The sequence below is a fragment of the Mycolicibacterium palauense genome (assembly GCF_002592005.1).
Lineage (GTDB): Bacteria > Actinomycetota > Actinomycetes > Mycobacteriales > Mycobacteriaceae > Mycobacterium > Mycobacterium palauense.
Genome location: NZ_NVQF01000025.1, coordinates 16,043 through 39,026 on the forward strand (window position 1 = coordinate 16,043; position 22,984 = coordinate 39,026).

Genomic DNA, 22,984 nt, shown 5'->3' on the forward strand with positions numbered 1-22,984 from the left:
TGGTCGCACGTTCGGTGCGTCAGGGAGGTGTGCCGGGACAAAGCCCGTGCCAAACCCGTGCCAAACCGGTGCCGGATCGGGGATCAGGGGTGCGCGCGGTAGAAGTCCAGGTGCGCGCGGGCCGCGGACTCCCAGGTCATCGAGCGGGCCAGGGCGCGGCCGGGGTCCGGGTCCGCGGGATCGGTTAGCGCGGCCGCCATCGCCGCGGCGAACCCGGGCGTGTCCGCGGCGAAACGCACCGTGTCGCCGAACACTTCGCGCAGCACCGGCAGATCCCGGACCACCACCGGCCGGCCCGCGGCCAGCGCCTCCATGGCGGCCAGGCCGAATCCTTCCTTGGTCGACGGGAACGCGAAGACCTCGCAGGCGGCCACCAGGCTGGGCAGCTCGTCGTCGGCCACCGCCCCCAGGATCACCGGCTCGACACCGAGGTCGTCACAGCGCCGGTCGAGCTCGGCGCGGTAGTCGCGGTAGTCGAACAGCGTCTCACCGCCGGCGATCACCAGGGCGAGGTCACCGTCGGAACGCCGCAGGCGGTGGAAGGCCTCGACCAGATCCAGGGTGCCCTTGCGTGGTTCGATACCGCCCACCGTCAGCACGTAGCGGCCCAGCCGGTCGCGCCAGCGGTGCCGGGCGTCGGATTCGCCCGCGGCATCGATGAACCGCTGCGCGTCGACCCCGTTGGGGATGACGGCCGGCCGCAGGCCCCAGCCCGCCCGCACCTCGGCGGCGACCGCGGCCGAGACGCAGATCCGGGCGTACGGCTCGACGATGGCGCTCTCGTGGCACTGCGCGAGCACCGGGGTGGTGAACTCGTCGAGGTGATGGATGGTGCGGATGCAGCGGCGCACGGCGTTGGCGCTGATGCAGTCCTGGGCGTGCACGACGTCGTAGTCGCCGGGGGTGAAGGTGGCCCGCAGCGTCTCGATGGACCGCACGATCCGGTCGGTCACGGTGTCGCCGGGCTGGTCGACGAACTCCACCAGCCGCACCGACACCGAGGGATCCACCGCCCGGAAGAACCCGCGGTCACCGGCGCGGGCCAGGGTCCAGACGGTCACCTCGGCGCCCAGCCGTGCCAACGCCTCGGCCAGGTGCAGGGTGTGCACCACGCCGCCGCGCGGCTTGGTCGAATAGGTCAGCAGGGCGATGCGCACCGTCAACTCCGGGCCGACTCTGCCCGGTAAGTGTCGGGCCGCAGTTCGGACAGGTGGTTGAGGACCCTTCGGGCACGGGCGATCTCGGCCTGAACGTCGATCTCGACCTTGGCCAGCCCGCCCTTGGAGCGGGTGGTGGCCAGGATGTCGCCGCCGGGACCGACCACCTTGGCCTGGCCCAGAAAACGCAGATTGCCCATCACCCCGGTCTGGTTCGAGGACACCAGCACCACCTGGTTCTCCGCGGCGCGGGCGCTGTCGTAGAGATCGAACAGCCGGGACTGCCGGTCGGCGGGCAGCCGGGACGCCCGGTCGGTGATACTGGCCGGCCAGGCCGAGAGCGCGGCGATGATCTGTGCACCGTCGAGGGCCAGCGCGCGGGAGGCCTCGGGGAAGGTCTTGTCGTAGTCGATGAGCATCCCGACGCGTCCCACCGCGGTGTCGAACGCGGTGAACTCGTCACCGGCCAGGTAGGTCAGCGCCTCGCCGGCGGGCTGGTGCACCTTGCGGTAGCGGCCGAGCACGCCGTCGCCGGACACGCAGATGGCGGCGTTGTACCGTCCGCCCGGGGTGGCCTCGGCGTAGCCGACACACACGGTCATGGGGCCGGCCGCGGCGATCACCGCGGCGATCTCGGGCCCGTCGGGGTCCAGCGCGGGCGGCGGGTCATCCGGATCGGGGGTCCGGAAATCGCCGATGTAGCCGCCCAGGCAGGCGTCGGGGAAGACCAGGAAGTCGACGCCCTCGCGGGCCGCCGACTCGATGATCCCGACGACCTTGGATACGCCACGGTCGAGGTCACGGCCGAAATGAGCCGCCACCGCTGCCAGCGTGACAGGTGCCATCCGCTCCCCTCAAGCCCGTCCCATGCCGGTGACCGCCGCCGGCAACGCCGTCGTGGTCGCCCCGTCCGGCCAGCGTAGGCGCACACCGGGCTCGGCGGTCAACGATCCGCACTCAGCGCTCACGACGCCGTCGGGCAACGCCGGCTGCGATCGGTGCGTCCCGGCGGTGAGCATGCCGAAGCCCGGGAAGCAGGTGAGCCAGTCGCCCATCGCGGCCGCGGCGGGACGGGGGATCGCCGACAGGTCGAGTTCGGCGCCGGTGCCGCTGGCCTCGGCCAGCATGCCCAGCGTCCCGACCACACCGGCCATGCTGACGTCCTTGGCCGCCGCCGGGCGCGCACCGGCGACCAGGCCGGCCATCGCCGCGAGGTCGGCGGCGCTTCGCGAACTCGTCGAATCCCACTGGCGGCCCGAGTAACCGGGGCGCCATCCGCCGGTGACGTCGGTGGTCAGGCGCACGGCGTCGCCGCGCGATCCGCCGCCGGCGGGGACGGGGTCTTCGGTCCGGCCCAACGCCGTGACCGTCAGGGACGCCGGGACGCCGAGTTGGGTGTGCCCGCCGAGAACGGGTGTGCGCCAGGCCGCCGAGGCCGCGGTGATCCCGCGGATCACCCGGTCGAGGACCGATCGGGTCGGCGCACCCACGGTGTCGAGCAGCCCGGTCGGCGCGGCACCCATCGCCGCCAGGTCGTTGACGTTGACCAGGACCGAGCACCAGCCGGCCCATTCGGGGTCGCGCTCCACCATCGACGGAATGATCGCGTCGGTCGCCGCGACCAGATCGGTGTCCGGTACCGGCACCCCGTCGTCACCGACGAAGCCGGCCGGTCCGAGCCCGCCGCGCACCGAGCGCAACGGGGTCAGCGTCGCACCGAGGAACGACTTGGTCGCCCCCGCCAGCGCGGCGAACGGGTTGAGCGGCCAGCGCACCCGGGTGTGCGGCCGGCCGGCCACCTCGGTGTCACCGAGGGTCTCCCAGCCCAGCGTGGTGAACATCCGGTGATACCGCCGCTGGACGACCGCCTCGAATCGCAGCAGGCCCGAGGACTCCGCGAAGGCGCAGGCCGCGCGGACCAGCGCCGGGCCGACACCGGCCCCGTGCGCGCTCGGGTCGGCCACCAGTCGGCTGCCGGTCCACCAGCCCAGGTCCGTCGCGCCGACGGGTGCCAGCCGGACCCCGCCGAGCACGGCTCCGTCCGGGGCGCTGGCCACCAGCACCACCGTGCGGGGGTCGTCGTCGAGGTCGTCGCGGTCGCTTCCGGCGAACAGTCCCTGCTCCACGACGAAGGCCTCCCGCCGCAGGCGGTGGTATCCGTCGAGTTCGGCCGTCGTGCCGGCGGGATGGATCAGAAACGCCGCCGACGGGCGCCGGCCCGCCAGGATGGACAGCTCCGCGGGGCTCTGGTGCGGGCTGACGTCGAAGGCGATGTGGTGGTGGATCATCACGCCCCCAGGTTCTGCAGCACCGAGCAGGCGCCGCAAGCCGCGCAGCCGGCGCGCTGGTCGTGACCGGCCATCCCGGCCAGCCGCAGCAGCGCGGCCACCTCCCGCGAGACCTTCTCGACCAGTGCCGCCTCGGGCGCCGGCGCCCGATCGACGTCGACGGCCAGGGAGCCGGGCTGGGGCCGGAACGGCACCACGAAGGGATACACCCCCATCTCGATCAGCCCGGCGGCACCGGCGACGAGAGCCTCGGGGTCCTCGCCGAGGCCGACCAGCAGATAGGTGGAGACCTGGTTGCGCCCGAACACCCGCACCGCCTCACGCCACGCCGCGTGGTAGCCGGAGAGCGGCACCGTGGCCTTGCCCGGCATCCAGCGCCGGCGGACCTCGTCGTCGAGCGACTCGACGTGGATGCCGATCGCGTCGGCCCCGGCCCGATGCAGCTCGGCCAGCACGCCGAGGTCGGCGGGCGGCTCGCACTGCACCTGGATCGGGAGGTCGGGTACGGCGGCCTTGACGGCCCGCACGCAGCGGGCCAGATGCCTTGCACCGCGGTCACTTCCCGATGAGGTGCCGGTGGTCATGACCATCTGGGTGACGCCGTCTAGGCGGACGGCCGCCTCGGCCACCTCGGCGAGCTCATGGGGCCGCTTGACGGCGGTGGTGGCACCCGAGCGCAGCGATTCCTCGATGGTGCAGAACCGGCAGCGCTGCTCGGCGGTATAGCGGATGCAGGTCTGGACCACGGTGGTGGCCAGCACGTTGCGGCCGTGCAGCCTTGCCAGCTTCTCGTAGGGGACACCGTCGTCGGTGCTGAGGTCGTAGAACCGTGGCCGCCCGACAACCTCGACGTCGAGGCCGGTGTCGCGGCCCTCGTGCAGTACGCGGGTGCCGTCGAAGGCGAACGGGCTGGCCTCATTGCGCGGGATCGCCGCGTTCAGACCGTCGATGACCAGATGGCCGTCGGCGCTGGGACCCGCCCCGGAGCTGCGGCTGACCGGCGGCCTTCCGCGAAAACCCAACAGGGCGAGGTCGACTCGGGTGGACACGGACATGACGACTCCCTAGCTGGTGGAGGAGGGGGAACGGAAGGTGCACCGGCGGACCTTGCCTGCGTGGTTGCGCAGCGGGCTGCGCCTGATGTCGATGCGTGCGGGCCTTTCGGCCGGGGACAGCCGCGCACCGGCGAAGTCGATGAGGGTCTGCGCGTCGAGGTCGGCCTCGCCGATGTCCACCACGGCGGCCACCCCGTGCACGGGGTCGGCGACGGCGACGGACTCGCGCACCGCCGGGTGCTCGGACAGGGCGTGTTCCACGCGCGAGGGATAGACCGCGGTGCCGGCGTTGTCGATGACGTCGGCGGCGCGGTCGACGACGGTGAGGTAGCCCGCGGCGTCGACGAACCCCAGATCACCGAGTGTGTCCCAGCCGTCGGCGGTGCGCCGCGAACGCGCACCCAGGTAGCGGTAGCCGGGTGCACCGGTGCGGCGCATCCAGATCTGGCCGGTCTGGCCCGTCGGGGCGGGGGTCCCGTCGGCGCACTGGATGCGGACGGCGGTGCCGGAGATGGGCCTGCCGACACTTCCGGGACGTTGCAGCCACTCGTCACCGGTGATCATCGTCAGCCCGTTGGATTCGCTGCCGGCGTACACCTCGACGACACGGGAGGCGCCGAGCCGTTCGATCAGGGCCCTCTTGTCAGCCGGGGGACAGGGGGCCCCGAGATGGACCACGGTCTCCAGAGTGCCGGTGTCGGCCATCGGCGGCCGGCGGACCAGGCGATGAATATCACTGGGGGACAGCAGCGCCCAGCTGATGCGGTGGCGGGCCACCAGGTCCTCGAAGCGGTGCTCGTCGAAGGCGTCGGTGAGCACCAGGCGGTGACCGGTGAGCAGGCCGCGGAAGGCGTAGGTGAACTGCGCCGAGTGCCACAGGGGCGCGGTGACCAGCTGTGTGGCGCGCAGCGGCAGGAAGGGCGCGACCGGACGGTCGGGATCGACCAGCGCGGGCGCGGTCGCCACGACGAGCTTCGGGCGGCCCGTGCTGCCGGAGGAGGCCGGCGCCTTCCAGCTGGACGGCCACGCGTCGGGCAGTGCGCCGGCGCGGCGGCGGGCGACGAAACCCGCGGGCAGCCACGGGATGGTCGGGTCGACCGGGGCCGCCCCCACGGCCAGCGCCGGCCTGGCCAGCCCTTCCAGCTCCGCACGCTCGCCGGCGTCGATACCGGGTGGGAGCGGGCTGGGCGTGGCCCCGGCCTTCCAGATCGCCATGCACACGACCACGAACTCGGCGCCGTTGGGCAGGGCCACGGTGACCAGGCTGTCGGTGGTGACACCGCGGGCCAGGTACTCGCGGGCCAGTCGATTGCTGGCGGAGTCGAGCTCGGCGGCGCTGAGCCGCACTCCCTCGTGGTCGCTGATGACCACGATCTGGCCGGGATCGGCCGCGGCGCGCGCGCCGAGCACCCGGCCGAACGAGCGTCGCCCCGTCATGCCCGCGCGCCTCAGTGGCCGACCGCGAGCCGCAGGACGGACTCGTGGTAGCTGCCGATGATGGTCGCCGCGACGTACTGGGCGTCGCGGTCGATGCCCAGGAAGCGGCCCGAGCCCCAGGTGTGCATCCACGGCAGGCCGATGAAGCTCAGCCCGGACACGGTGGTGACGCCCCGGGTCTGCATCGGCCGGCCGCCGCCGTCGAACGCGCTGGCCTCGATCCACCGGTAGTCGGGCCGGTAGCCGATCGCCCAGACGATGCTGGTGACACCCTCGGCGCCCAGATCCAGGGTGGTGGGCTCGGCGGGGGGCGTCCACACCGGCTCATATCTCGACGGCGGAGGGGCCGCGATGCCCTGCCCGTCGATGTAGCGGTCGATGTCGGCGCAGATCGAGTTGTAGACCGAGTCGGCGTGGTCGAGGGCGGCGCCCAGCGTGGGGTCGAAGCGCAACACCGCGCCGCCACCGTCGGCGAGGGCCCCGTAGAGCCGCATCCCGTCAGCGGCGAACTGGCGAAGGTCGACATCGCGTCCCCCGCCTCGGCCGGTGACGTAGTGGTTGGTCTTCTCGATGGCGGCCTTGCCCCCGGGGTACTGCTGGGCCGGCTTGTCGTAGAGCCCCATGTCGGCCAGCCACGTCATGCAGTCGCGGCCCCGATAGAAGCGGGCCACCCGCGGGGCGCTGCCCACCGCGAGGTGAACGCGACGCCCGGCCAGGTGCAGATCCTCGGCGATCTGGGCGCCGGACTGTCCGGTACCGACCACCAGCACGGCGCCCTCGGGGAGCTGACCGGCGTTGCGGTACTGCTCGGAGTGCAGCTGGGTGACGGCGGGGTCGATGGACCCGGCGTAGGGCGGGATCACCGGCAGGGGGTAGCCCCCGGTGGCGATCACCGCGTGCTCGCAGGTGAGAACCTCCTCGCCGGCCCCGGTCCGCAGGGTCAGCTCGAACCCGCCCTCGGCGCGGTTCTGCAGCCGCGTCACCCGGGTGTGCGTGCGCACCGGCGGGGTGAACGTGTCCAGCCAGCCGGCCAGCCAGGCCACCACCTCGTCGCGGGTCATGAATCCGTCGGGGTCCGGCCCGTCGTAGCAGTAGCCGGGTAGCCGGCAGTGCCAGTTGGGTGTCACCAGGGTGAAGTTGTCCCACCGGGTGTCCGCCCAGGCGTGCGTGGGCGTCTCGGCCTCCAGGACGACGTGCTCGACCCCGGCCCGGCCCAGATACCAGCTGACCGACAGGCCGGCCTGGCCGCCGCCGACGATCGCGACAGGGACATGAGAGGTGGTCATGACCGCTCCAATTCGGGCTGCATGGCGGTGACCTCGATCACCGCCTGGGGAGAGAACCGGGTTGCCGCGGAGGCGATCCGCTCGCTGGTCTCGGCCGCCGACGTGCACGCGAACCCGTACTTGGCGCGCACCCGGTCGCTGGCCTCGGTCAGCGCTCGGCCGGACCGGTCGAGGAATTCGGCCACCGTGTAGCTGCTGCCCACGCTGAGGTAGTCGTGCATCACCAGGCTCGGTGAATAGCAGCGCTGCATGCTGCCGTCGGGCCAGCGCACCTCGAAGGTCATCTCAGGCATGGGCCAGCTCCTGCCAGCGCGCGCTGCGTGCGACCCCGGTCTCGGTCAGCGGGGTGTAGACGTCCGGGCGGCGGTCCCGCAGGTGGAACATCCCGCCGCGCATGGCCCGGAACGTCGCGTCGACGTCGACCTCGGCGACGGCCATGCCGCTGCCGAGAAGCGTGGTGGCCAGGACGTTGCCGCCGGGGTCGACGACCTTGGCGTTTCCGACGTAGCGCAGGGAGCCGAAGGTGCCGCTCTGGTTGGACGCCACCCAGAACACCTGGTTGTCGAGCGCGCGGGCGGCGTCGAACAGGTTGAACCGGTAGGTCCACCGGTCGTCCTGCAGGTTCTCGGCGGTCGCGGTGCGCGCCGCCGGCCAGGCCGACAGGCTGGCGATGATCTGGGCGCCGTCCAGTGCCATGATGCGTGCGGCCTCGGGGAATGCCTTGTCGTAGCAGATCTGCAGACCGACCCGGCCCACGGGCGTGTCGAACACGCCGTAGCCCGTACCGGCCGAATAGGACATGCCCTCGCCGAGCGGTTGGTGCACCTTGCGGTAGGAGCCGTAGACGGTGCCGCCGTCGAGAAGGGCGGCCGCGTTGTACCGGGTCTGGCCGTCGTCGGCCAGTTCGCAGAAGCCGATCGCGATCACCAGGTCGCCGACGATCTGCTGGACCCGCGCGATCTCGGGTCCATCGAGCCGGATCGCGGGGGGCAGCGACTTCTCGGCGGCCCGCACGCTGTCGCCGTGGTTGCCCAGCGAGGACAGGTATCCGCCGATGGCCGCCTCCGGCAGTACCAGCAGATCGACGTTCCTGGCGCGCGCCTCCTCGGCCAGCGAGGCGATCAATGAGTAGTTCTGTTCGAGGTCCCGGGTGAAGTTCGCCGAGACTGCGGCAAGCGTGGTCACGTCGGCCCTAGACCATGTAGGTGGAGTTGATGATGGCGCCCTTGCGGGCGTAGTAGATCAGCGCGTCCTGGACGTCGAGGGGGTGCGCGGGGATGACACCCTCGATCAGGTCCTCCTCGCGGCCGCCGTGCAGGCCCAGGCCGAACCGGCAGCAGAACACGGTGCCGCCCTCCTTGATGAAGGTGGCCAACGCGTCGTTGATGTTCTGCTCGCCCGGGAAACCGGAGTCGCCCGTCTTGGGGAAGCCCCGTGTGGCAAGGCAATTGATGGCCGCGGGGCCGTAGAAGTAGATGGCGGACTCGAAGCCCTTGCGCAGCGCCCGGGTGGCCTGCAGGACCGCCACGAAGGCCACCGAGGATTCGTGGGCGATACCGTGCACGAGGGTGAAGTAGCTCTCGCCGTTCTCGGCCTGGTAGTCGGGGAAGATCTTGGTGCTGCCGTAGATGTTCGACCCCTTGGGCAGCGAGGGGTGCGGGATCTCGGCGAGGGACGCCTGGATGTTCGCGGCGATGGATTCCTCAAAAGGCATGGTGTCTCCGGGTTCTGAGTCGGGGTGATCGGCGGTGTGATCAGCGGTGTGATCGGCGTGGGTTGAGCTGTGCTGTGCCGTGGCCAGGAAAACCGGCTGGGTCCCATTGCAGTCGCGGTCGATGTCGAACTGGTTAGCGATGGAATACATCTCTGTTCCGTACAACTCACCGCGGAAACGTCGCGGTAACACCCGGGTCCGGTGCCGGGCCGATCCGAGTCGCCCGATCCGGCTTCTGGCCCTAGTTTCTTCAGGTGGGGCTGGTTGTGCGTTGCCCCGGGCGGGGCGGCCGGGCAGGAGGTGGCCATGGGTGATCGTGTCGAGGAGTCTGCGCTGGTGGTCGGCGACGGCCACGAGGTGCGCCGGCGCCTGCAGCGCTCCGTCGCTCTCCTGCGGCAGATGGTGCGTGACGGGGCGTTCACCGGGCATCGGGACACCATGGGGATGGAGGTCGAACTCGACCTCGTCGATCCGCTCGGGCGGCCGCGGCTGATCAACGACGCCGTGCTGGCGTCGCTGAACCGGCCCGACATGAAATCCGAGCTCGGCCAGTTCAACATCGAGTTCAACCTGGCGCCACGATTGTTGGCGGGCAGTGTCTTTCAACAGAACCACGACACCCTCACCGCCGTGTTCGACTCCTCGGGGGCGCGGATCGCCGGCCTCGGTGCGCGGTTGATCTCGGTCGGGATGCTGCCGACCGCGAGCGCGGCGCACCTCACCGCCGACCGGCTGTCGGCCAACCCCCGCTACGCGCTGATGAGCAGCCGGATCCGCGCGGACAGGCACCGTCCCTTCCGGGTGAGGATTCCCGATGGTGCCGAACCGGTGGAGTTCTCCGCCGACTCCGTCGCCCCCGAGGCGTGCGCGACGAGTCTGCAGCTGCACCTGCGGGTGCCCCCCGAACGGTTCGCCGCCTACTTCAACGCCGCCGAGACCATCGCCGCGGTACAGATCGCGATCGCGGCGAACTCGCCGTTCCTGCTGGCCCGGCAGGCCTGGCAAGAAACGCGTATTCCGCTGCTGGAGCAGTTGTTCGACTCACGCCGGCCCCGCGAGGTGCGCAAACACCGGGCCGCGCGCGTGCAGTTGGGCGACGGCTGGGTGCTGGACCCGGTGGATCTGTTCGATGACCTCGTCGCGCAGTTCCCGCCGCTGTTCCCGACCTTGGAGGCCGAGGATCCCGACGCCGCCTACCGCGCCGGGCGCACGCCGGCACTGCACGAGCTGCGACTGCACACCGGCACCGTGTGGCGGTGGAACCGTGCGGTCTACGACGTGCAGGAGGGCCGCCCGCAGCTGCGGATCGAGAACCGGGTGCTGCCCAGCGGTCCCACCGTGCTCGACATGATCGCCAACGCCGCCTTCTACTACGGGCTGGTGCGCGCCCTCGTCGACTCCGGGACCGCGCCGTGGACGCAGATGTCCTTCGGCGTGGCCGAGCGCGATGTGCACCGTGCGGCCCGCGACGGGCTGGGGGCCGTGCTGAGCTGGCGCGGGGCCGACCGGCCGCTGGCCCCGCTGGTGTGTGACGTGCTGCTGCCGCTGGCGGCGGCCGGACTGGACGCCTGGGGTGTGGCCGCAACCGATCGGGACCGCTATCTCGGTGTCATCGACGCGCGGGTGCGCCGCGGCCGCGGCGGTGCGGCCTGGCAGGCCGAAACCGTGCGTCGGCTCGAGGAGCGCGGGGCGAATCGCGTTGCCGCGCTGCACGAGATGACCAGAAGGTATGTCGAGTGCGCACACACCGACGCCGCGGTCCACGACTGGCCGGTCCATGACTAGCCGCCGTGAGGTCCGGTGCGCCGCTCAGGCGCAGGGCACGATCCAGATGGCCTGCACGGCCGGGTTGCCGAGTTCCACCGTGGTCTTCTGGCCCGTCTTCTCGCCGTCGCGATCGTGGCCCTCGCTGAGCCCGACGGCTACGGTGCCGGCGAAGTCGCGCCGGGCCAGCACCGTGACATGGGAGTCCAGGGCGATGCCGACCGCGTCGAAGTAGCGCAGCATCTCCGGGTCGGCGTCGCTGATGCGGGCCACCCGGCCGTGGTCACCGTTGGTGCAGATCGCCAGCTGGCGCGCGGGCGGGGTGGGCACCTGCCCGTCGAGGTCGGGGATCGGGTCGCCGTGGGGGTCGCGCTGGGGGCGGCCCAGCTTGGCGTCGATGCGTTCCATCAACAGGTCGCTGACGGCGTGCTCGAGGACCTCGGCCTCGTCGTGGACCTCGTCCCAGCGGTACCCGAGCTCGTTGACCAGGAAGGTCTCCAGCAGCCGGTGCCGGCGAACGACCGAGATGGCCGCGCGGCGGCCCTCATCGGTGAGGGTCACCGCACCGTATTTCTCGTGGTCGACCAGCCCCTGGTCGGCCAGTTTGCGGATGGACTCCGAGGCGGTGCTCGCCGAGACGCCGATGCGTTCGGCGAGCATCTTGGTGCTGACCTTCTCGTGGGACCATTCCTGCGCGGTCCAGATGGTCTTGAGGTAGTCCTGCGCAACCGTCGTCAGTTCGTGGACGTCGCGATCAGGGCTCACATGCAAAAGTTTAGGCAATCGTCACCTCATCGGGGGATCTAGCGGCGACGGGCGTTGCGGGGCGCCGTAGGCTGGGGCCCGTGCAGCGGTGGCGGGGACAAGACGAGATCCCCACGGACTGGGGCAGGTGCGTCATCACCATCGGGGTGTTCGACGGTGTTCACCGGGGACATGCCGAGTTGATCGCGCACGCGGTGAAGGCCGGGCGCTCCCGTGGGGTACCGACGGTGCTGATGACCTTCGATCCGCACCCCATGGAGGTGGTGTTCCCGGGCAGCCATCCCGCCCAGCTGACCACGTTGACCAGGCGGGCCGAACTGGCCGAGGAGCTGGGCATCGACGTGTTCCTGGTGATGCCGTTCACCACCGACTTCATGAAGCTGACCCCGGACCGCTACATCCATGAGCTGCTGGTGGAGCGGCTGCACGTGGTCGAGGTGGTGGTGGGGGAGAACTTCACCTTCGGCAAGAAGGCGGCCGGCAACGTCGAGTTGCTGCGCAAGGCCGGCGAGCGGTTCGGCTTCGCCGTGCAGGCGATGTCGCTGGTCGTCGAGCAGCACAGCCGGGAAACGGTGACCTTCTCCTCCACCTACATCCGGTCCTGCGTGGACGCCGGGGACGTGGTGGCCGCCGCCGAGGGGCTGGGCCGCCCGCACCGTGTCGAGGGTGTGGTCGTGCGCGGGGACGGTCGCGGCCGGGTGCTGGGGTTCCCCACCGCCAACGTCGCGCCCCCGATGTATTCGGCGATTCCGGCCGACGGGGTGTACGCGGCGTGGTTCACCGTGCTGGGCCACGGGCCGGTCGTGGGGACCGTGGTACCGGGGGAGCGCTATCAGGCCGCGGTCTCGGTGGGTACCAACCCGACCTTCTCGGGGCGGACCCGCACCGTGGAGGCCTTCGTCCTCGACACCGCCGCCGACCTCTACGGACAGCATGTCGCGGTGGACTTCGTGGCCCGCATCCGCGGCCAGGAACGCTTCGCGAAGGTGGAGGACCTGGTCACCGCGATGGAGCGCGATACCGTCAAGGCCCGCGCGATTCTGTCCGCGCAGTGACGACTGCTAGACTCTGCGCCGACGATGGCGTGCACTGCAGTCCGCGGCGGGCACGTCCTTTTTCTGTGTGAGGCCGCTCGGCCGGTGCACGGGCCAATAGTCGCGGACCGATTGATGGAGTGAATTCGTGGCGCTTACCGCCGAACAGAAAAAAGAGATCCTGGGTGACTACGGTCTGCACGAGACCGACACCGGCTCACCGGAGGCTCAGGTCGCGCTGCTGACCAAGCGCATCACCGATCTCACCGAGCACCTGAAGGTGCACAAGCACGACCACCACTCGCGTCGTGGTCTGCTGTTGCTGGTCGGCCGCCGTCGCCGGCTGCTGAAGTACGTCGCACAGGTCGACGTCGAGCGGTACCGCTCGCTGATCGACCGACTGGGTCTGCGTCGCTGATATCGGCGGTACCCGGGCGCTGACCGCGGCCGCCCTCGCGGCGGCCGCGGCGTTGGGCACGGTGTTGGGCTTGCCGGGATGCTCGTTCGTGCGGGGCCTGCAGGGCGTCGGCGCCAATGCCGTCGACGTGCAGGTGGGCGAATGCCTCAAGGTGGGTGGCACCGCGGACATGCCCGAAGCCACCAAGGTGGCGTGTGGAAGCCCGGAGTCCAACTTCAAGGTCGTCGCCACCGTCGGCGACAGCGATCAATGTCCCAGTGACGTGGACTCCTCGTATTCGCAGCACAGCGCGTTCTCGGATTCCTCGAAGACGGTGTGCATGGATATCGACTGGGTGGTCGGCGGCTGCATGAACGTCGATCCGGGCGGTCAGGCCGACCCCTTCCGGGTGTCCTGCAGCGACGGCTCGGCCCCGCACCGCCAGCGCGCCACCCAGATTCTCAGCGGTGTGGCCGGGGTGGATCAGTGCGCCAGCGGACTGGGTTACCCCTATGAGCAGCGCCAGTTCACCGTGTGCGTCGAGGACATGTCCTAGCTGCGCGGGGCTGCGGGGCAGCGGCCGGGGCAGGCCCCGCTCGGCCCTGCCGGGAACGTGTTTGCGGCGGTGTAGAGTAAGGCTGTTCTGGCCCGATCACGGGCCCGAACGCCGTGCCAGTGTCCAAAACACTAAACGTCTTCGGTGCGGTGCGCATTTCCGCGTGACCGTTCCGGCGCGTCACCACCTCGCAGGAGGAGGACGGAGCACTCATTTGTGGGCGGTCTTCGGTAGTGGCTGCCGGGTCTGTATCCCCGGCAGCTTCGATCGACGGCCGTAGCCGCATCTGGTGCCTCGCCCGAGCGTGACGGCGCGAAACAGCTGAACAACCAGAGAGGCCCACGGACGTCCATGTCTGTAGCTGAAATCGACGAAGGCGTGTTCGAGTCGACCGCCGTGATCGACAACGGGAGCTACGGTTCCCGCACCATCCGTTTCGAGACCGGCCGGCTTGCCCAGCAGGCCGCCGGTGCCGTCGTCGCCTACCTCGACGACGAGACCATGTTGCTGAGCGCCACCACCGCCAGCAAGACCCCCAAGGACCACTTCGACTTCTTCCCGCTGACGATCGACGTCGAAGAGCGGATGTATGCCGCCGGCCGCATCCCCGGGTCCTTCTTCCGCCGGGAGGGGCGTCCCTCCACCGACGCCATCCTGACCTGCCGGCTCATCGACCGGCCGCTGCGCCCGACCTTCGTCAGCGGGCTGCGCAACGAGATCCAGGTCGTGGTCACCGTGCTCAGCCTGGATCCCAAGGATCTCTACGACGTGCTGGCCATCAACGCCGCCTCGGCGTCCACTCAGATCTCCGGCCTGCCGTTCTCCGGCCCGGTCGGCGGGGTGCGCGTCGCGCTGATTGACGGCCAGTGGGTCGCCTTCCCGACCGTCGAGCAGCTCGAGGGCGCCGTCTTCGACATGGTGGTCGCCGGCCGGGCGCTCGAGGACGGTGACGTCGCGATCATGATGGTCGAGGCCGAGGCCACCGACAACGTCATCGACCTGGTCGCCGGTGGCGCGGGCGCGCCGACCGAGGCCGTCGTGGCCGAGGGGCTGGAGGCCGCCAAGCCGTTCATCGCCGAGCTGTGCCGGGCGCAGGCCGAACTGGCCGGCGCCGCCGGCAAGGAGACCGCCGAGTACCCGCTGTTCCCCGAATACGGCGACGACGTCTACTACTCGGTGGCCTCGGTGGCCACCGATTCGCTGGCCCAGGCGCTGACGATCCCCGGCAAGAACGAGCGCAACGAGCGCACCGACGAGATCAAGGCCGAGGTGCTGGAGCGGCTGGCCGAGACCTACGCCGGCCGCGAGAAGGAGATCGGTGCGGCCTACCGCTCGCTGACCAAGAAGCTGGTGCGGCAGCGCATTCTGACCGACCACTTCCGCATCGACGGCCGCGGCATCACCGACATCCGCGCGCTCTCGGCGGAGGTCGCGGTGGTCCCGCGGGCGCACGGCAGCGCCCTGTTCGAGCGTGGCGAGACCCAGATCCTGGGCGTGACCACGCTGGACATGATGAAGATGGCCCAGCAGATCGACTCGCTGGGACCGGAAACCTCCAAGCGCTACATGCACCACTACAACTTCCCGCCGTATTCGACGGGGGAGACCGGCCGGGTCGGTTCGCCCAAGCGGCGCGAGATCGGCCACGGCGCGCTGGCGGAGCGGGCGTTGATGCCGGTGCTGCCGAGCGTCGAGGAGTTCCCGTATTCGATCCGTCAGGTGTCCGAGGCGCTGGGATCCAACGGCTCGACCTCGATGGGTTCGGTGTGCGCGTCGACGCTGTCGCTGCTGAACGCCGGTGTGCCGCTGAAGGCCCCGGTCGCCGGCATCGCGATGGGCCTGGTCTCCGACGACGTCGAGGTGGACGGCAAGAGCGAGCGCCGCTTCGTGGCGCTGACCGACATCCTGGGTGCCGAGGACGCGTTCGGCGACATGGACTTCAAGGTCGCCGGCACCAAGGACTTCGTCACCGCGCTGCAGCTCGACACCAAGCTCGACGGCATCCCGTCGAAGGTGCTGGCCGGTGCGCTGTCACAGGCCAAGGACGCCCGCCTGACGATCCTGGAGGTCATGGCCGAGGCCATCGACGCACCCGACGAGATGAGCCCGTACGCGCCGCGAATCACCACCATCAAGGTGCCCGTGGACAAGATCGGCGAGGTCATCGGCCCCAAGGGCAAGATGATCAACTCGATCACCGAGGAGACCGGCGCCCAGATCTCGATCGAGGACGACGGCACGGTGTTCGTCGGCGCCGCCGACGGCCCGTCGGCGCAGGCCGCGATCGACAAGATCAACGCCATCGCCAACCCGCAGCTGCCCAAGGTCGGCGAGCGCTTCCTGGGCACGGTCGTCAAGACCACCGACTTCGGCGCCTTCGTCTCCCTGCTGCCGGGCCGCGACGGCCTGGTGCACATCAGCAAGCTCGGCAGGGGCAAGCGGGTCGCCAAGGTCGAGGACGTGGTCAAGGTCGGCGACAAGCTGCGCGTGGAGATCGCCGACATCGACAACCGCGGCAAGATCTCGCTGATCCTGGTCGCCGAGGAGGAGAACGGTTCTGGCGCACCCGAGTCGGCGCCCGCCGATGTTGCGACCTCCAACGCCTAGAGGCGAGGTTTCGGCACCCGAACAGACCGTCCGGCGCACCACGCTGCCGGGCGGTCTGCGGGTGGTGACCGAGTTCGTCCCGTCGGTGCGGTCGGCGTCGGTCGGTGTCTGGGTCGGGGTCGGGTCCCGCGACGAAGGGGCCAGCGTCGCCGGCGCGGCACACTTCCTGGAGCATCTGCTGTTCAAATCCACCCCGACGCGGTCGGCGGTGCAGATCGCACAGGCGATGGACGCCGTCGGTGGTGAACTGAACGCGTTCACCGCCAAGGAGCACACCTGCTACTACGCGCACGTCCTGGACACCGACCTCGCGCTGGCCGTGGACATGGTCGCCGACGTGGTGCTCAACGGCCGGTGCGCCGTCGAGGATGTGGAGGTGGAGCGCGACGTCGTGCTCGAGGAGATCGCCATGCACGACGACGATCCCGAGGACGCGCTGGGCGACATGTTCCTCTCGGCGATGTTCGGTACGCACCCCGTGGGCCGGCCGGTGATCGGCAGCATGGACTCGATCGAGGCGATGACGCGCACCCAGCTGCATTCCTTCCACGTGCGCCGTTACACACCCGAACGCATGGTGGTCGCCGTGGCCGGCAACGTCGACCACGACGAGGTGGTCGCGCTGGTGCGCGACCACTTCGGACGGCACCTCGTTGCCGGCAAGTCGCCGCAGCGTCCCCGGCGGGGCACCGGGCGCATCCCGGGCCGGCCGGCACTGCAGCTGGTCAACCGCGACTCCGAGCAGACTCACATGCTGCTGGGCGTGCGCACCCCCGGGCGGCACTGGTCGCACCGGTGGGCAATGTCGGTGCTGAACACCGCCCTCGGCGGGGGGCTGAGTTCCCGTCTGTTCCAAGAGATTCGCGAGACCCGCGGGCTGGCCTACTCGGTGTATTCCACGGTGGACATGTTCGCCGACAGTGGTGCGCTGTCGGTGTACGCGGCGTGCCTGCCGGAGCGCTTCGACGAGGTGGCGTCGGTGACCGCCGAGGTGCTCGACGCGGTGGCCCGCGACGGCATCACCGAGGAGGAGTGCCGCATCGCGAAGGGCTCCCTGCGCGGTGGGCTGGTGTTGGGGTTGGAGGATTCGGCCTCGCGGATGCACCGGATCGGGCGCAGCGAGCTGAACTACGGCGAGCACCGCGACCTGTCGCAGACGCTGGCCCAGATCGACGATGTCACGCCGGAGGAGGTCAACGCGGTGGCCCGTTCCCTGCTGACACGCCATTACGGCGCGGCCGTGCTGGGCCCGGTCTCGGGCAGGCGCGGTCTGCCGCGTGCGCTCCGGGCGGTCACGGGTTAACTGCGTGTCCCGACTGTGGCCGGTTGACCTACGGGTGCCCATCGTGGGCGCACCGATGGCGGGCGGTCCCGGAACCCCGGCGTTGGCCGCGGCGGTCTCGGCGGCCGGGGGCCTGGGGTTCGTGGCAGCGGGCTATCTGAGCGCGCAGCGACTCGCCGAGGACATCGCCGCGGCCAGGGCCCTGGGATCCGGACCGCTGGGCGTGAATCTGTTTGTCCCGCAACCGAGCCTGGCCGATCCGCAGCGGATCGAGGCCTATCGTGAGCGGCTGCGGCCGGTGGCGGCCCGGTGGGGGGCCGAGGTGGGGGCACCCCGTTTCGACGACGACGCCTGGGCCGAGAAACTTCAGGTGGTGGCCGACATGCGGCCCGAGGTGGTTTCGTTCACGTTCGGTTGCGCCGAGCCCGCGACGGTGGCCTCGCTGCGCGGGCTCGGCGTGGCGACGGTGGCCACCGTCACCTCGGTGGAGGAGGCGCAAACGGCCCTGGCGGCGGGTGTGGACGCGCTCATCGTGCAGGGGCCCGGGGCCGGCGGCCACCGCGGCACCTTCGATCCGGGCCGGCGTCCGCCCACCGGTTCGCTGGAGTCGCTGCTTGGCGAGGTGCTCAAGGCGCTCGAGGTGTGCCCGGTGCCGGTGATTGCCGCCGGCGGCGTGGCCGGGGGGGCCGACGTCGCGCGGCTGCTGTCCCTGGGGGCCGTGGCGGTCCAGGTCGGCACCGCGTTGCTGCTGGCCGAGGAGGCCGGAACCAACCCGGTGCACCGCAGGGCGTTGCAGTCCGGAGTCTTCGCCGGCAGCGGGGCCGAAGCCGGGCCCGGAACCAGGCCCGAAACTGTGGTCACCCGCGCATTCTCCGGACGCTATGCCCGCGGCCTGCGCAACGAGTTCACCGACGCCTTCGACGCCCTGGCGCCGCCGGGTTACCCCGAGGTGCACTACGTGACCTCGCCGATCCGGAAGGCCGCCGTGGCGGCCGGCGATCCGCACGGTACCAACCTGTGGGCGGGAACGGGATTCAGGCGGACGCGCGCGTCGTCCGCGGCGGCGATCGTCGCCGACCTGGCCGGGGTGAACCGGTGACGCCACCCGTGACGCCACCGATGATGATGCTGCCGCGACGGCGCGTGCTTGCAGCCGCCCTGCTGATGTCGGCCGCGGCGGGCTGTTCACGGCGCCCCCCGGTGCTCACCGATCCCGCCGAGCCACTGCCCCCGGTCGATGAACGGCTGCGCACCGTGGAGCGTCTGCACAACGCGTCGATCGGGGTGTACGCCGTCGATCTGGACTCCGGGCGCAACTACGCGTCGCTGGCCGACGAGCGCTTCGCCCTGTGCTCGACGTTCAAGACCTACGCCGCGGCGCGTGTCCTGCAGATGGCGGCCGGAGGCGAATTGCACCTGCAGGACGAGGTTTTCGTCGATCCGACCGCCGTGGTCGACTACTCGCCGGTGACGGCGCCGCTGGCCGGCGTTCAGATCACCCTCGAGACCGCGTGCCGGGCGGCGCTGCAGCACAGTGACAACACCGCCGGCAACCTGCTGCTGGCCAGGATCGGGGGCCCGCCGGCGGTCACCGCCTTCGCCCGCTCCATCGGCGATCAGCAGACGCGGCTGGATCGGTGGGAGACCGACCTCAACACCGCCGCGCCCGGCGATCCGCGTGACACCAGCACCCCACGGGCCCTCGGGGAGGGCTACCGCGCGTTGCTGGTCGGAGACGCGCTCGACGAAGCGTCCCGCGGCACGCTGGTCACCTGGATGCGCGGCAACGTGACCTCGGTGCACAGCATGCGTGCCGGCCTGCCGGCGGACTGGACCACCGCGGACAAGACCGGCGCCGGCGGATACGGCAGCACCAATGACGTGGGGGTGGTGTTCCGGCCGGGCGGGGGCCGCCTGCTGCTGTCGGTGATGTGCCGGTCGCGCACCGACGACCCGGCCGCGGAGTCGTCGCAGCGGATGATCGCCCAGGTCACCGCCGCTATGCTGCCGTGGTACAGCAGCGGGACCTGACCGGGCCGTCAGCGCAGCGGCAGTGACTCGTCGCGCTGGAGCACGAAGAAGTACGGGGCACGGACGCCGCGCAGATCCATCGCGCCGATCACGGCGTCCCCGGAGAGCCTGCGGAAGACGTCGTTGACCGGCAGCTGGTCGTAGATCATCGTGGCGGTGTCGGTGCCGCGGTAGCGGGTGGTCCGCAGCCTGGCCTTGGGTGAACGCACCCGCAGCAGGGGCCGCAGCGTCGCGAGGGTGCCGGCGAACGAGCGGTGCTTCAGCGCCGGCAGCCGGGTGACCAGCCCGAGGCCCAGAAACGCCGGCAGGGGGTTCATCGCCCACAGTGCGCCGACGTCGCGGGTGGGGAACAGCAATGGGTGCACGGTCTCGGCGTCCTCGAAACGCTTACCCCACCATCCGCTGGCCGTGAGCATGCCGTCGAGCGGGTGCCCGGTCGGCAGCTCGGCGCCGCGCCACGTACCGATCATGAATTCCGGCTCCACCGGCGGTGCGGCATCGAAGAGGGCCAGGGCCTCGGCGCACGAGGTCGGGATGCCGGGCAGCAACTGGTCGAGCGACATGACCACCAGCCTAGTTGACAGGTGTCAATTCCCGGGCTGTGGGCGCCGTGTCGGTTCCGGCGATCTCACAGGGGTGGCGGCACGGCGGTGAGATGGACGTGACCTGATGCTCTCAGCCGTTTCACAGTCGCGACATATCCACCGGCCACGCTGTCCCCAGTGTCCGGACCCCCGGATCGCCAGCGCCGGCCACCTGTCCGGGGGCAGCCCACGGAAGGAAAACCCGCTTTGTCCTATGTGAATCCGCCGGAGTTCGTCTCCAAGATGATCGACGCCGGCGAATCGAAAGTCTTCATGTCCACCCGTGACACCGTGATCCGCGCCTACATGGCCGGCGCCATCCTGGCGCTGGCGGCGGCCTTCGCGGTCACGATCACCGTGCAGACCGGGAACGCGCTCGTCGGCGCGGTGCTGTTCCCGGTGGGTTTCTGCCTGCTGTACCTGATGGGCTTCGACCTGCTGACCGGGGTGTTCACCCTGGTTCCGTTGGCGCTGATCGACAAGCGCCGCGGCGTCAACCTGCGCTCGGTGCTGCGCAACTGGGGCCTGGTGTTCCTCGGCAACTTCGCCGGCGCACTGACCGTCGCGGTGATGATGGCCATCATCTTCACCTACGGGTTCACCGTGGACCCCAACGAGGTCGGTCAGCGGATCGGTGAGATCGGCGCCGCGCGCACCGTCGGCTATGCCGACCACGGCGCCGGGGGCATGCTCACCCTGTTCATCCGCGGCATGCTGTGCAACTGGATGGTCTCCACCGGTGTGGTCGCGGCCATGATGTCGACCTCGGTGACCGGCAAGGTCGTCACGATGTGGATGCCGATCATGCTGTTCTTCTACATGGGGTTCGAGCACTCCGTGGTCAACATGTTCCTGTTCCCCTCGGGGCTGATGCTCGGTGGCGACTTCTCGATCGGCGACTACTTCCTGTGGAACGAGATCCCGACCGTGCTGGGCAACCTGGTCGGTGGCCTGGCCTTCGTCGGGCTCACCCTCTACGCGACGCACGCCCGCACCGGGCCCACCCGTTCGCGGCCGCAGGACCCGGAGGACTTCAAGGTTCCGGCCGCCGTCGGCGGCTGACGGGAACTCCCCGTCAGTGGGGGGTGTCGCCGGCCGGGCGGCGTCGCCGGTCGACGTCAATGGCGCCGGCCGGCCGGCGACGTCGACCCGGTCGGCGGCCCGGCCGGTCCCGGAGATGACCGACGGCGGGGTGGAATCGTCCACCCCGCCGCCTGTCGGGTCGTGACGTCGTTGGCGGGCCGGGAGCGGCCCGGGGAGTCAGGCCAGCACGGAGGCCGGTTCGGTGAACGGCAGATCCAGATCGGTGGCCACCTGCTGCGACAGCAGCGCGCCCTCGTGGGTCGACAGGCCCTTGGCCAGCGCCGGGTCGGACTGGCATGCGGCGCGCCAACCCTGGTCGGCCAACCGCAGCACGTAGGGCATCGTCGAATGGGTCAGCGCGAAGGTGGAGGTCCTGGGCACGGCTCCGGGCATGTTGGCCACGCAGTAGAACACGGTGTCGTGCACCGCGAAGGTCGGGTCGTCATGCGTCGTGGGCCGCGAGTCCTCGAAGCAGCCCCCCTGGTCGATCGCGATGTCGACCAGCACGGCACCGGACTTCATCTCGGCGACAAGGGAATTCGAGACCAGCGTGGGCGCCTTGGCGCCCGGGACCAGAACTGCGCCGATCACCAGGTCGGCCTCCTTGACGGCGGCCTCCAGGTCGTAGGCCGAGGAGTAGCGGGTGTGGATCCGGCCGCCGAACTCCGCGTCGAGTTCCCGCAACTTGTTCAGGTTGATGTCGAAGATGGTGACGTGGGCGCCCATCCCGCTGGCGATCCGGGCGGCGTTGTAGCCGGCGGTCCCGCCGCCGACGACCACCACGTCGGCCGGGCTGACGCCGGGGACGCCGCCCATCAGCACCCCGCGCCCGCCCTGGGTCCGCATCAGGTGGTAGGAGCCGACCTGAGCCGACAGCCGGCCGGCCACCTCGCTCATCGGGGCCAGCAGCGGCAGGGCGCCGGTGGCGGTCTGCACCGTCTCGTAGGCGATCGAGGTGGTTCCCGAGGCCAGCAGCGCGTCGGTGCACGGCCGCGACGCCGCCAGGTGCAGGTAGGTGAACAGCGTCTGGTCCCTGCGCATGCGGGCGTACTCGGGCTCGATCGGTTCCTTGACCTTGAGCAGCAGCTCGGCGTCGGCCCAGATCTGGTCGGCCGAGTTGACAATTTCGGCTCCGGCGGCCTTGAAGTCGGTGTCGGAGATGGCTGATCCCTCGCCGGCGCCGGCCTGAATCATCACGTCGTGGCCGCGGCGGGTCAGCTCGGCGACGCCGCCGGGGGTGATGGCCACCCGGAACTCGTTGTTCTTGATCTCGGTCGGGACACCGACTCGCATGACCTCTCCTCGGGTCGAATGGGGCTCGTGGGTTGATATAAATTGTGAAGAAGGTTCGGACCAGGCGCAATAGCGTCGATGATGATTCGGTACGCTGATCGTATGGCGGAACATTCAACGAACTCGGCGGTACGTCCACCCCCTCCGTCGAAGGATGTTCAGGCCGCCGACCTCGATGACATCGACCGCCGGATTCTGACCACGCTGCACGGGGACGCACGCATCTCCAACAGCGCCCTCGCCGAGGCCGTCGGAATCGCACCGTCCACCTGTCACGGGCGGGTGCGTCGCCTGCAGGAGCTGGGGGTGATCCAGGGCTTCTACACCGATATCGACCCGGCGGCGATCGGGCTGCCGCTGCAGGCGATGATCTCGGTGAGCCTGCAGGCCAACGCGCGCGGCAAGATCCGCTCGTTCATCGAGCACATCCGCCACCGCCCGCAGGTGATGGGCGTCTACTTCCTGGCCGGGGCCGACGACTTCCTGCTGCATGTCGCCGCGCGGGACACCGACGATCTGCGCGCCTTCGTGGTGGAGAACCTCAACGCCGACGCGGATGTGGCCGGCACGCAGACCTCGCTGATCTTCGAGCACCTGCGGGGGGCGTCGCCGCTGTAGCCGCCGGCGCCCGCCCGGCACCGACGGTCGCCG

General features: G+C 70.5%; 22 protein-coding genes. 10 read left to right on the forward strand and 12 right to left on the reverse strand.

The features are described from left to right. Positions 1–83: 83 nt before the first annotated feature. From CSR00_RS12290 to CSR00_RS12330, 9 genes are read right to left on the reverse strand one after another with little or no spacing between them, the layout of a single operon-like run. Positions 84–1,157, reverse strand: a complete 1,074-nt coding sequence (locus tag CSR00_RS12290; protein ID WP_099022687.1) for an MSMEG_0565 family glycosyltransferase — start codon at positions 1,155–1,157, stop codon at positions 84–86. 2 nt (positions 1,158–1,159) lie between these two features. Continuing rightward, complete coding sequence (locus tag CSR00_RS12295; protein WP_099022688.1) at positions 1,160–2,002, reverse strand: carbon-nitrogen hydrolase family protein; 843 nt, start codon at positions 2,000–2,002, stop codon at positions 1,160–1,162. A 9-nt stretch (positions 2,003–2,011) separates the two neighbouring features. Beyond that, the gene (locus tag CSR00_RS12300; protein WP_099022689.1) at positions 2,012–3,445 is read right to left on the reverse strand and encodes an MSMEG_0567/sll0787 family protein; all 1,434 of its coding nucleotides are present in this window, start codon (positions 3,443–3,445) and stop codon (positions 2,012–2,014) included. Beyond that, positions 3,445–4,500 carry an MSMEG_0568 family radical SAM protein gene (locus CSR00_RS12305; protein ID WP_176562036.1) on the reverse strand — a complete coding sequence of 352 codons (1,056 nt, stop codon included), beginning with the start codon at positions 4,498–4,500 and terminating at the stop codon, positions 3,445–3,447. The genes CSR00_RS12300 and CSR00_RS12305 overlap by 1 nt, the downstream gene beginning before the upstream one ends. A 9-nt stretch (positions 4,501–4,509) precedes the next feature. Beyond that, a complete protein-coding gene (locus tag CSR00_RS12310) occupies positions 4,510–5,937 on the reverse strand; it encodes a class I adenylate-forming enzyme family protein (protein ID WP_099022690.1) in 1,428 nt (475 codons plus the stop codon). Positions 5,938–5,948: 11 nt separating this feature from the next. Further along, positions 5,949–7,223: an MSMEG_0569 family flavin-dependent oxidoreductase gene (locus CSR00_RS12315; protein ID WP_099022691.1), complete on the reverse strand. Its 1,275-nt coding sequence runs from the start codon at positions 7,221–7,223 to the stop codon at positions 5,949–5,951. Then, positions 7,220–7,516 carry an MSMEG_0570 family nitrogen starvation response protein gene (locus tag CSR00_RS12320; RefSeq protein WP_099022692.1) on the reverse strand — a complete coding sequence of 99 codons (297 nt, stop codon included), beginning with the start codon at positions 7,514–7,516 and terminating at the stop codon, positions 7,220–7,222. Before CSR00_RS12320 ends, CSR00_RS12315 begins: the two co-directional genes overlap by 4 nt. Next, positions 7,509–8,408: a carbon-nitrogen hydrolase family protein gene (locus CSR00_RS12325; RefSeq protein WP_099022693.1), complete on the reverse strand. Its 900-nt coding sequence runs from the start codon at positions 8,406–8,408 to the stop codon at positions 7,509–7,511. The genes CSR00_RS12320 and CSR00_RS12325 overlap by 8 nt, the downstream gene beginning before the upstream one ends. A gap of 7 nt (positions 8,409–8,415) precedes the next feature. Further along, the gene (locus tag CSR00_RS12330) at positions 8,416–8,937 is read right to left on the reverse strand and encodes an MSMEG_0572/Sll0783 family nitrogen starvation response protein (protein ID WP_099022745.1); all 522 of its coding nucleotides are present in this window, start codon (positions 8,935–8,937) and stop codon (positions 8,416–8,418) included. Between the two features lie 306 nt (positions 8,938–9,243). Between CSR00_RS12330 and CSR00_RS12335 the strand changes: the two genes are divergently transcribed. Further along, a complete protein-coding gene (locus CSR00_RS12335) occupies positions 9,244–10,722 on the forward strand; it encodes a glutamate-cysteine ligase family protein (protein WP_099022694.1) in 1,479 nt (492 codons plus the stop codon). A gap of 24 nt (positions 10,723–10,746) precedes the next feature. Here the strand turns inward: CSR00_RS12335 and mntR are convergent, their stop codons facing one another. Then, positions 10,747–11,466: a manganese-binding transcriptional regulator MntR gene (gene mntR / locus CSR00_RS12340; protein ID WP_099022695.1), complete on the reverse strand. Its 720-nt coding sequence runs from the start codon at positions 11,464–11,466 to the stop codon at positions 10,747–10,749. 80 nt (positions 11,467–11,546) lie between these two features. Between mntR and CSR00_RS12345 the strand changes: the two genes are divergently transcribed. From CSR00_RS12345 to bla, 7 genes are all read left to right on the forward strand, one after another. After that, the gene (locus tag CSR00_RS12345) at positions 11,547–12,521 is read left to right on the forward strand and encodes a bifunctional riboflavin kinase/FAD synthetase (RefSeq protein WP_099022696.1); all 975 of its coding nucleotides are present in this window, start codon (positions 11,547–11,549) and stop codon (positions 12,519–12,521) included. A gap of 127 nt (positions 12,522–12,648) precedes the next feature. Further along, a complete protein-coding gene (rpsO, locus tag CSR00_RS12350; RefSeq protein ID WP_099022697.1) occupies positions 12,649–12,918 on the forward strand; it encodes a 30S ribosomal protein S15 in 270 nt (89 codons plus the stop codon). A 1-nt stretch (position 12,919) separates the two neighbouring features. Then, positions 12,920–13,453, forward strand: coding sequence for an LppU family putative lipoprotein (gene lppU / locus CSR00_RS12355; protein ID WP_407662433.1), 534 nt, complete (start codon positions 12,920–12,922; stop codon positions 13,451–13,453). 351 nt (positions 13,454–13,804) lie between these two features. Next, positions 13,805–16,060, forward strand: coding sequence for a polyribonucleotide nucleotidyltransferase (locus CSR00_RS12360; protein ID WP_099022698.1), 2,256 nt, complete (start codon positions 13,805–13,807; stop codon positions 16,058–16,060). After that, entirely contained in the window at positions 16,038–17,363 is a 1,326-nt protein-coding gene (locus CSR00_RS12365) for a M16 family metallopeptidase (RefSeq protein WP_099022699.1), read from the forward strand. Before CSR00_RS12360 ends, CSR00_RS12365 begins: the two co-directional genes overlap by 23 nt. Before the next feature lie 13 nt (positions 17,364–17,376). Continuing rightward, entirely contained in the window at positions 17,377–18,441 is a 1,065-nt protein-coding gene (locus CSR00_RS12370; protein ID WP_218014477.1) for a nitronate monooxygenase, read from the forward strand. Positions 18,442–18,461: 20 nt separating this feature from the next. Beyond that, positions 18,462–19,373: a class A beta-lactamase gene (bla, locus tag CSR00_RS12375; RefSeq protein ID WP_099022700.1), complete on the forward strand. Its 912-nt coding sequence runs from the start codon at positions 18,462–18,464 to the stop codon at positions 19,371–19,373. A gap of 8 nt (positions 19,374–19,381) precedes the next feature. On the opposite strand, the gene CSR00_RS12380 is transcribed toward bla, so the two are convergent. Further along, positions 19,382–19,936 carry a DUF4334 domain-containing protein gene (locus tag CSR00_RS12380; RefSeq protein ID WP_099022701.1) on the reverse strand — a complete coding sequence of 185 codons (555 nt, stop codon included), beginning with the start codon at positions 19,934–19,936 and terminating at the stop codon, positions 19,382–19,384. A 228-nt stretch (positions 19,937–20,164) separates the two neighbouring features. On the opposite strand from CSR00_RS12380, the gene CSR00_RS12385 reads away from it, so the two are divergent. Further along, positions 20,165–21,019: a formate/nitrite transporter family protein gene (locus CSR00_RS12385; RefSeq protein WP_099022702.1), complete on the forward strand. Its 855-nt coding sequence runs from the start codon at positions 20,165–20,167 to the stop codon at positions 21,017–21,019. 198 nt (positions 21,020–21,217) lie between these two features. On the opposite strand, the gene ald is transcribed toward CSR00_RS12385, so the two are convergent. After that, complete coding sequence (gene ald, locus CSR00_RS12390) at positions 21,218–22,333, reverse strand: alanine dehydrogenase (RefSeq protein WP_099022703.1); 1,116 nt, start codon at positions 22,331–22,333, stop codon at positions 21,218–21,220. 102 nt (positions 22,334–22,435) lie between these two features. Here ald and CSR00_RS12395 point away from each other — a divergent pair, with 102 nt between their 5' ends. Continuing rightward, positions 22,436–22,951, forward strand: coding sequence for an HTH-type transcriptional regulator AldR (locus CSR00_RS12395; RefSeq protein ID WP_099022704.1), 516 nt, complete (start codon positions 22,436–22,438; stop codon positions 22,949–22,951). Positions 22,952–22,984: the final 33 nt, after the last annotated feature.

Excerpts from the sequence above, each read along its gene's own strand:
- CSR00_RS12295 (WP_099022688.1), bottom strand. The coding sequence starts at position 2,002 with ATGGCACCTGTCACGCTGGCAGCGGTGGCGGCTCATTTCGGCCGTGAC.
- CSR00_RS12300 (WP_099022689.1), bottom strand. The coding sequence starts at position 3,445 with ATGATCCACCACCACATCGCCTTCGACGTCAGCCCGCACCAGAGCCCC.
- CSR00_RS12305 (WP_176562036.1), bottom strand. The coding sequence starts at position 4,500 with ATGTCCGTGTCCACCCGAGTCGACCTCGCCCTGTTGGGTTTTCGCGGA.
- CSR00_RS12310 (WP_099022690.1), bottom strand. The coding sequence starts at position 5,937 with ATGACGGGGCGACGCTCGTTCGGCCGGGTGCTCGGCGCGCGCGCCGCG.
- CSR00_RS12315 (WP_099022691.1), bottom strand. The coding sequence starts at position 7,223 with ATGACCACCTCTCATGTCCCTGTCGCGATCGTCGGCGGCGGCCAGGCC.
- CSR00_RS12320 (WP_099022692.1), bottom strand. The coding sequence starts at position 7,516 with ATGCCTGAGATGACCTTCGAGGTGCGCTGGCCCGACGGCAGCATGCAG.
- CSR00_RS12330 (WP_099022745.1), bottom strand. The coding sequence starts at position 8,937 with ATGCCTTTTGAGGAATCCATCGCCGCGAACATCCAGGCGTCCCTCGCC.
- CSR00_RS12335 (WP_099022694.1), top strand. The coding sequence starts at position 9,244 with ATGGGTGATCGTGTCGAGGAGTCTGCGCTGGTGGTCGGCGACGGCCAC.
- CSR00_RS12360 (WP_099022698.1), top strand. The coding sequence starts at position 13,805 with ATGTCTGTAGCTGAAATCGACGAAGGCGTGTTCGAGTCGACCGCCGTG.
- CSR00_RS12365 (WP_099022699.1), top strand. The coding sequence starts at position 16,038 with ATGTTGCGACCTCCAACGCCTAGAGGCGAGGTTTCGGCACCCGAACAG.
- bla (WP_099022700.1), top strand. The coding sequence starts at position 18,462 with ATGATGATGCTGCCGCGACGGCGCGTGCTTGCAGCCGCCCTGCTGATG.
- CSR00_RS12380 (WP_099022701.1), bottom strand. The coding sequence starts at position 19,936 with ATGTCGCTCGACCAGTTGCTGCCCGGCATCCCGACCTCGTGCGCCGAG.
- ald (WP_099022703.1), bottom strand. The coding sequence starts at position 22,333 with ATGCGAGTCGGTGTCCCGACCGAGATCAAGAACAACGAGTTCCGGGTG.
- CSR00_RS12395 (WP_099022704.1), top strand. The coding sequence starts at position 22,436 with ATGGCGGAACATTCAACGAACTCGGCGGTACGTCCACCCCCTCCGTCG.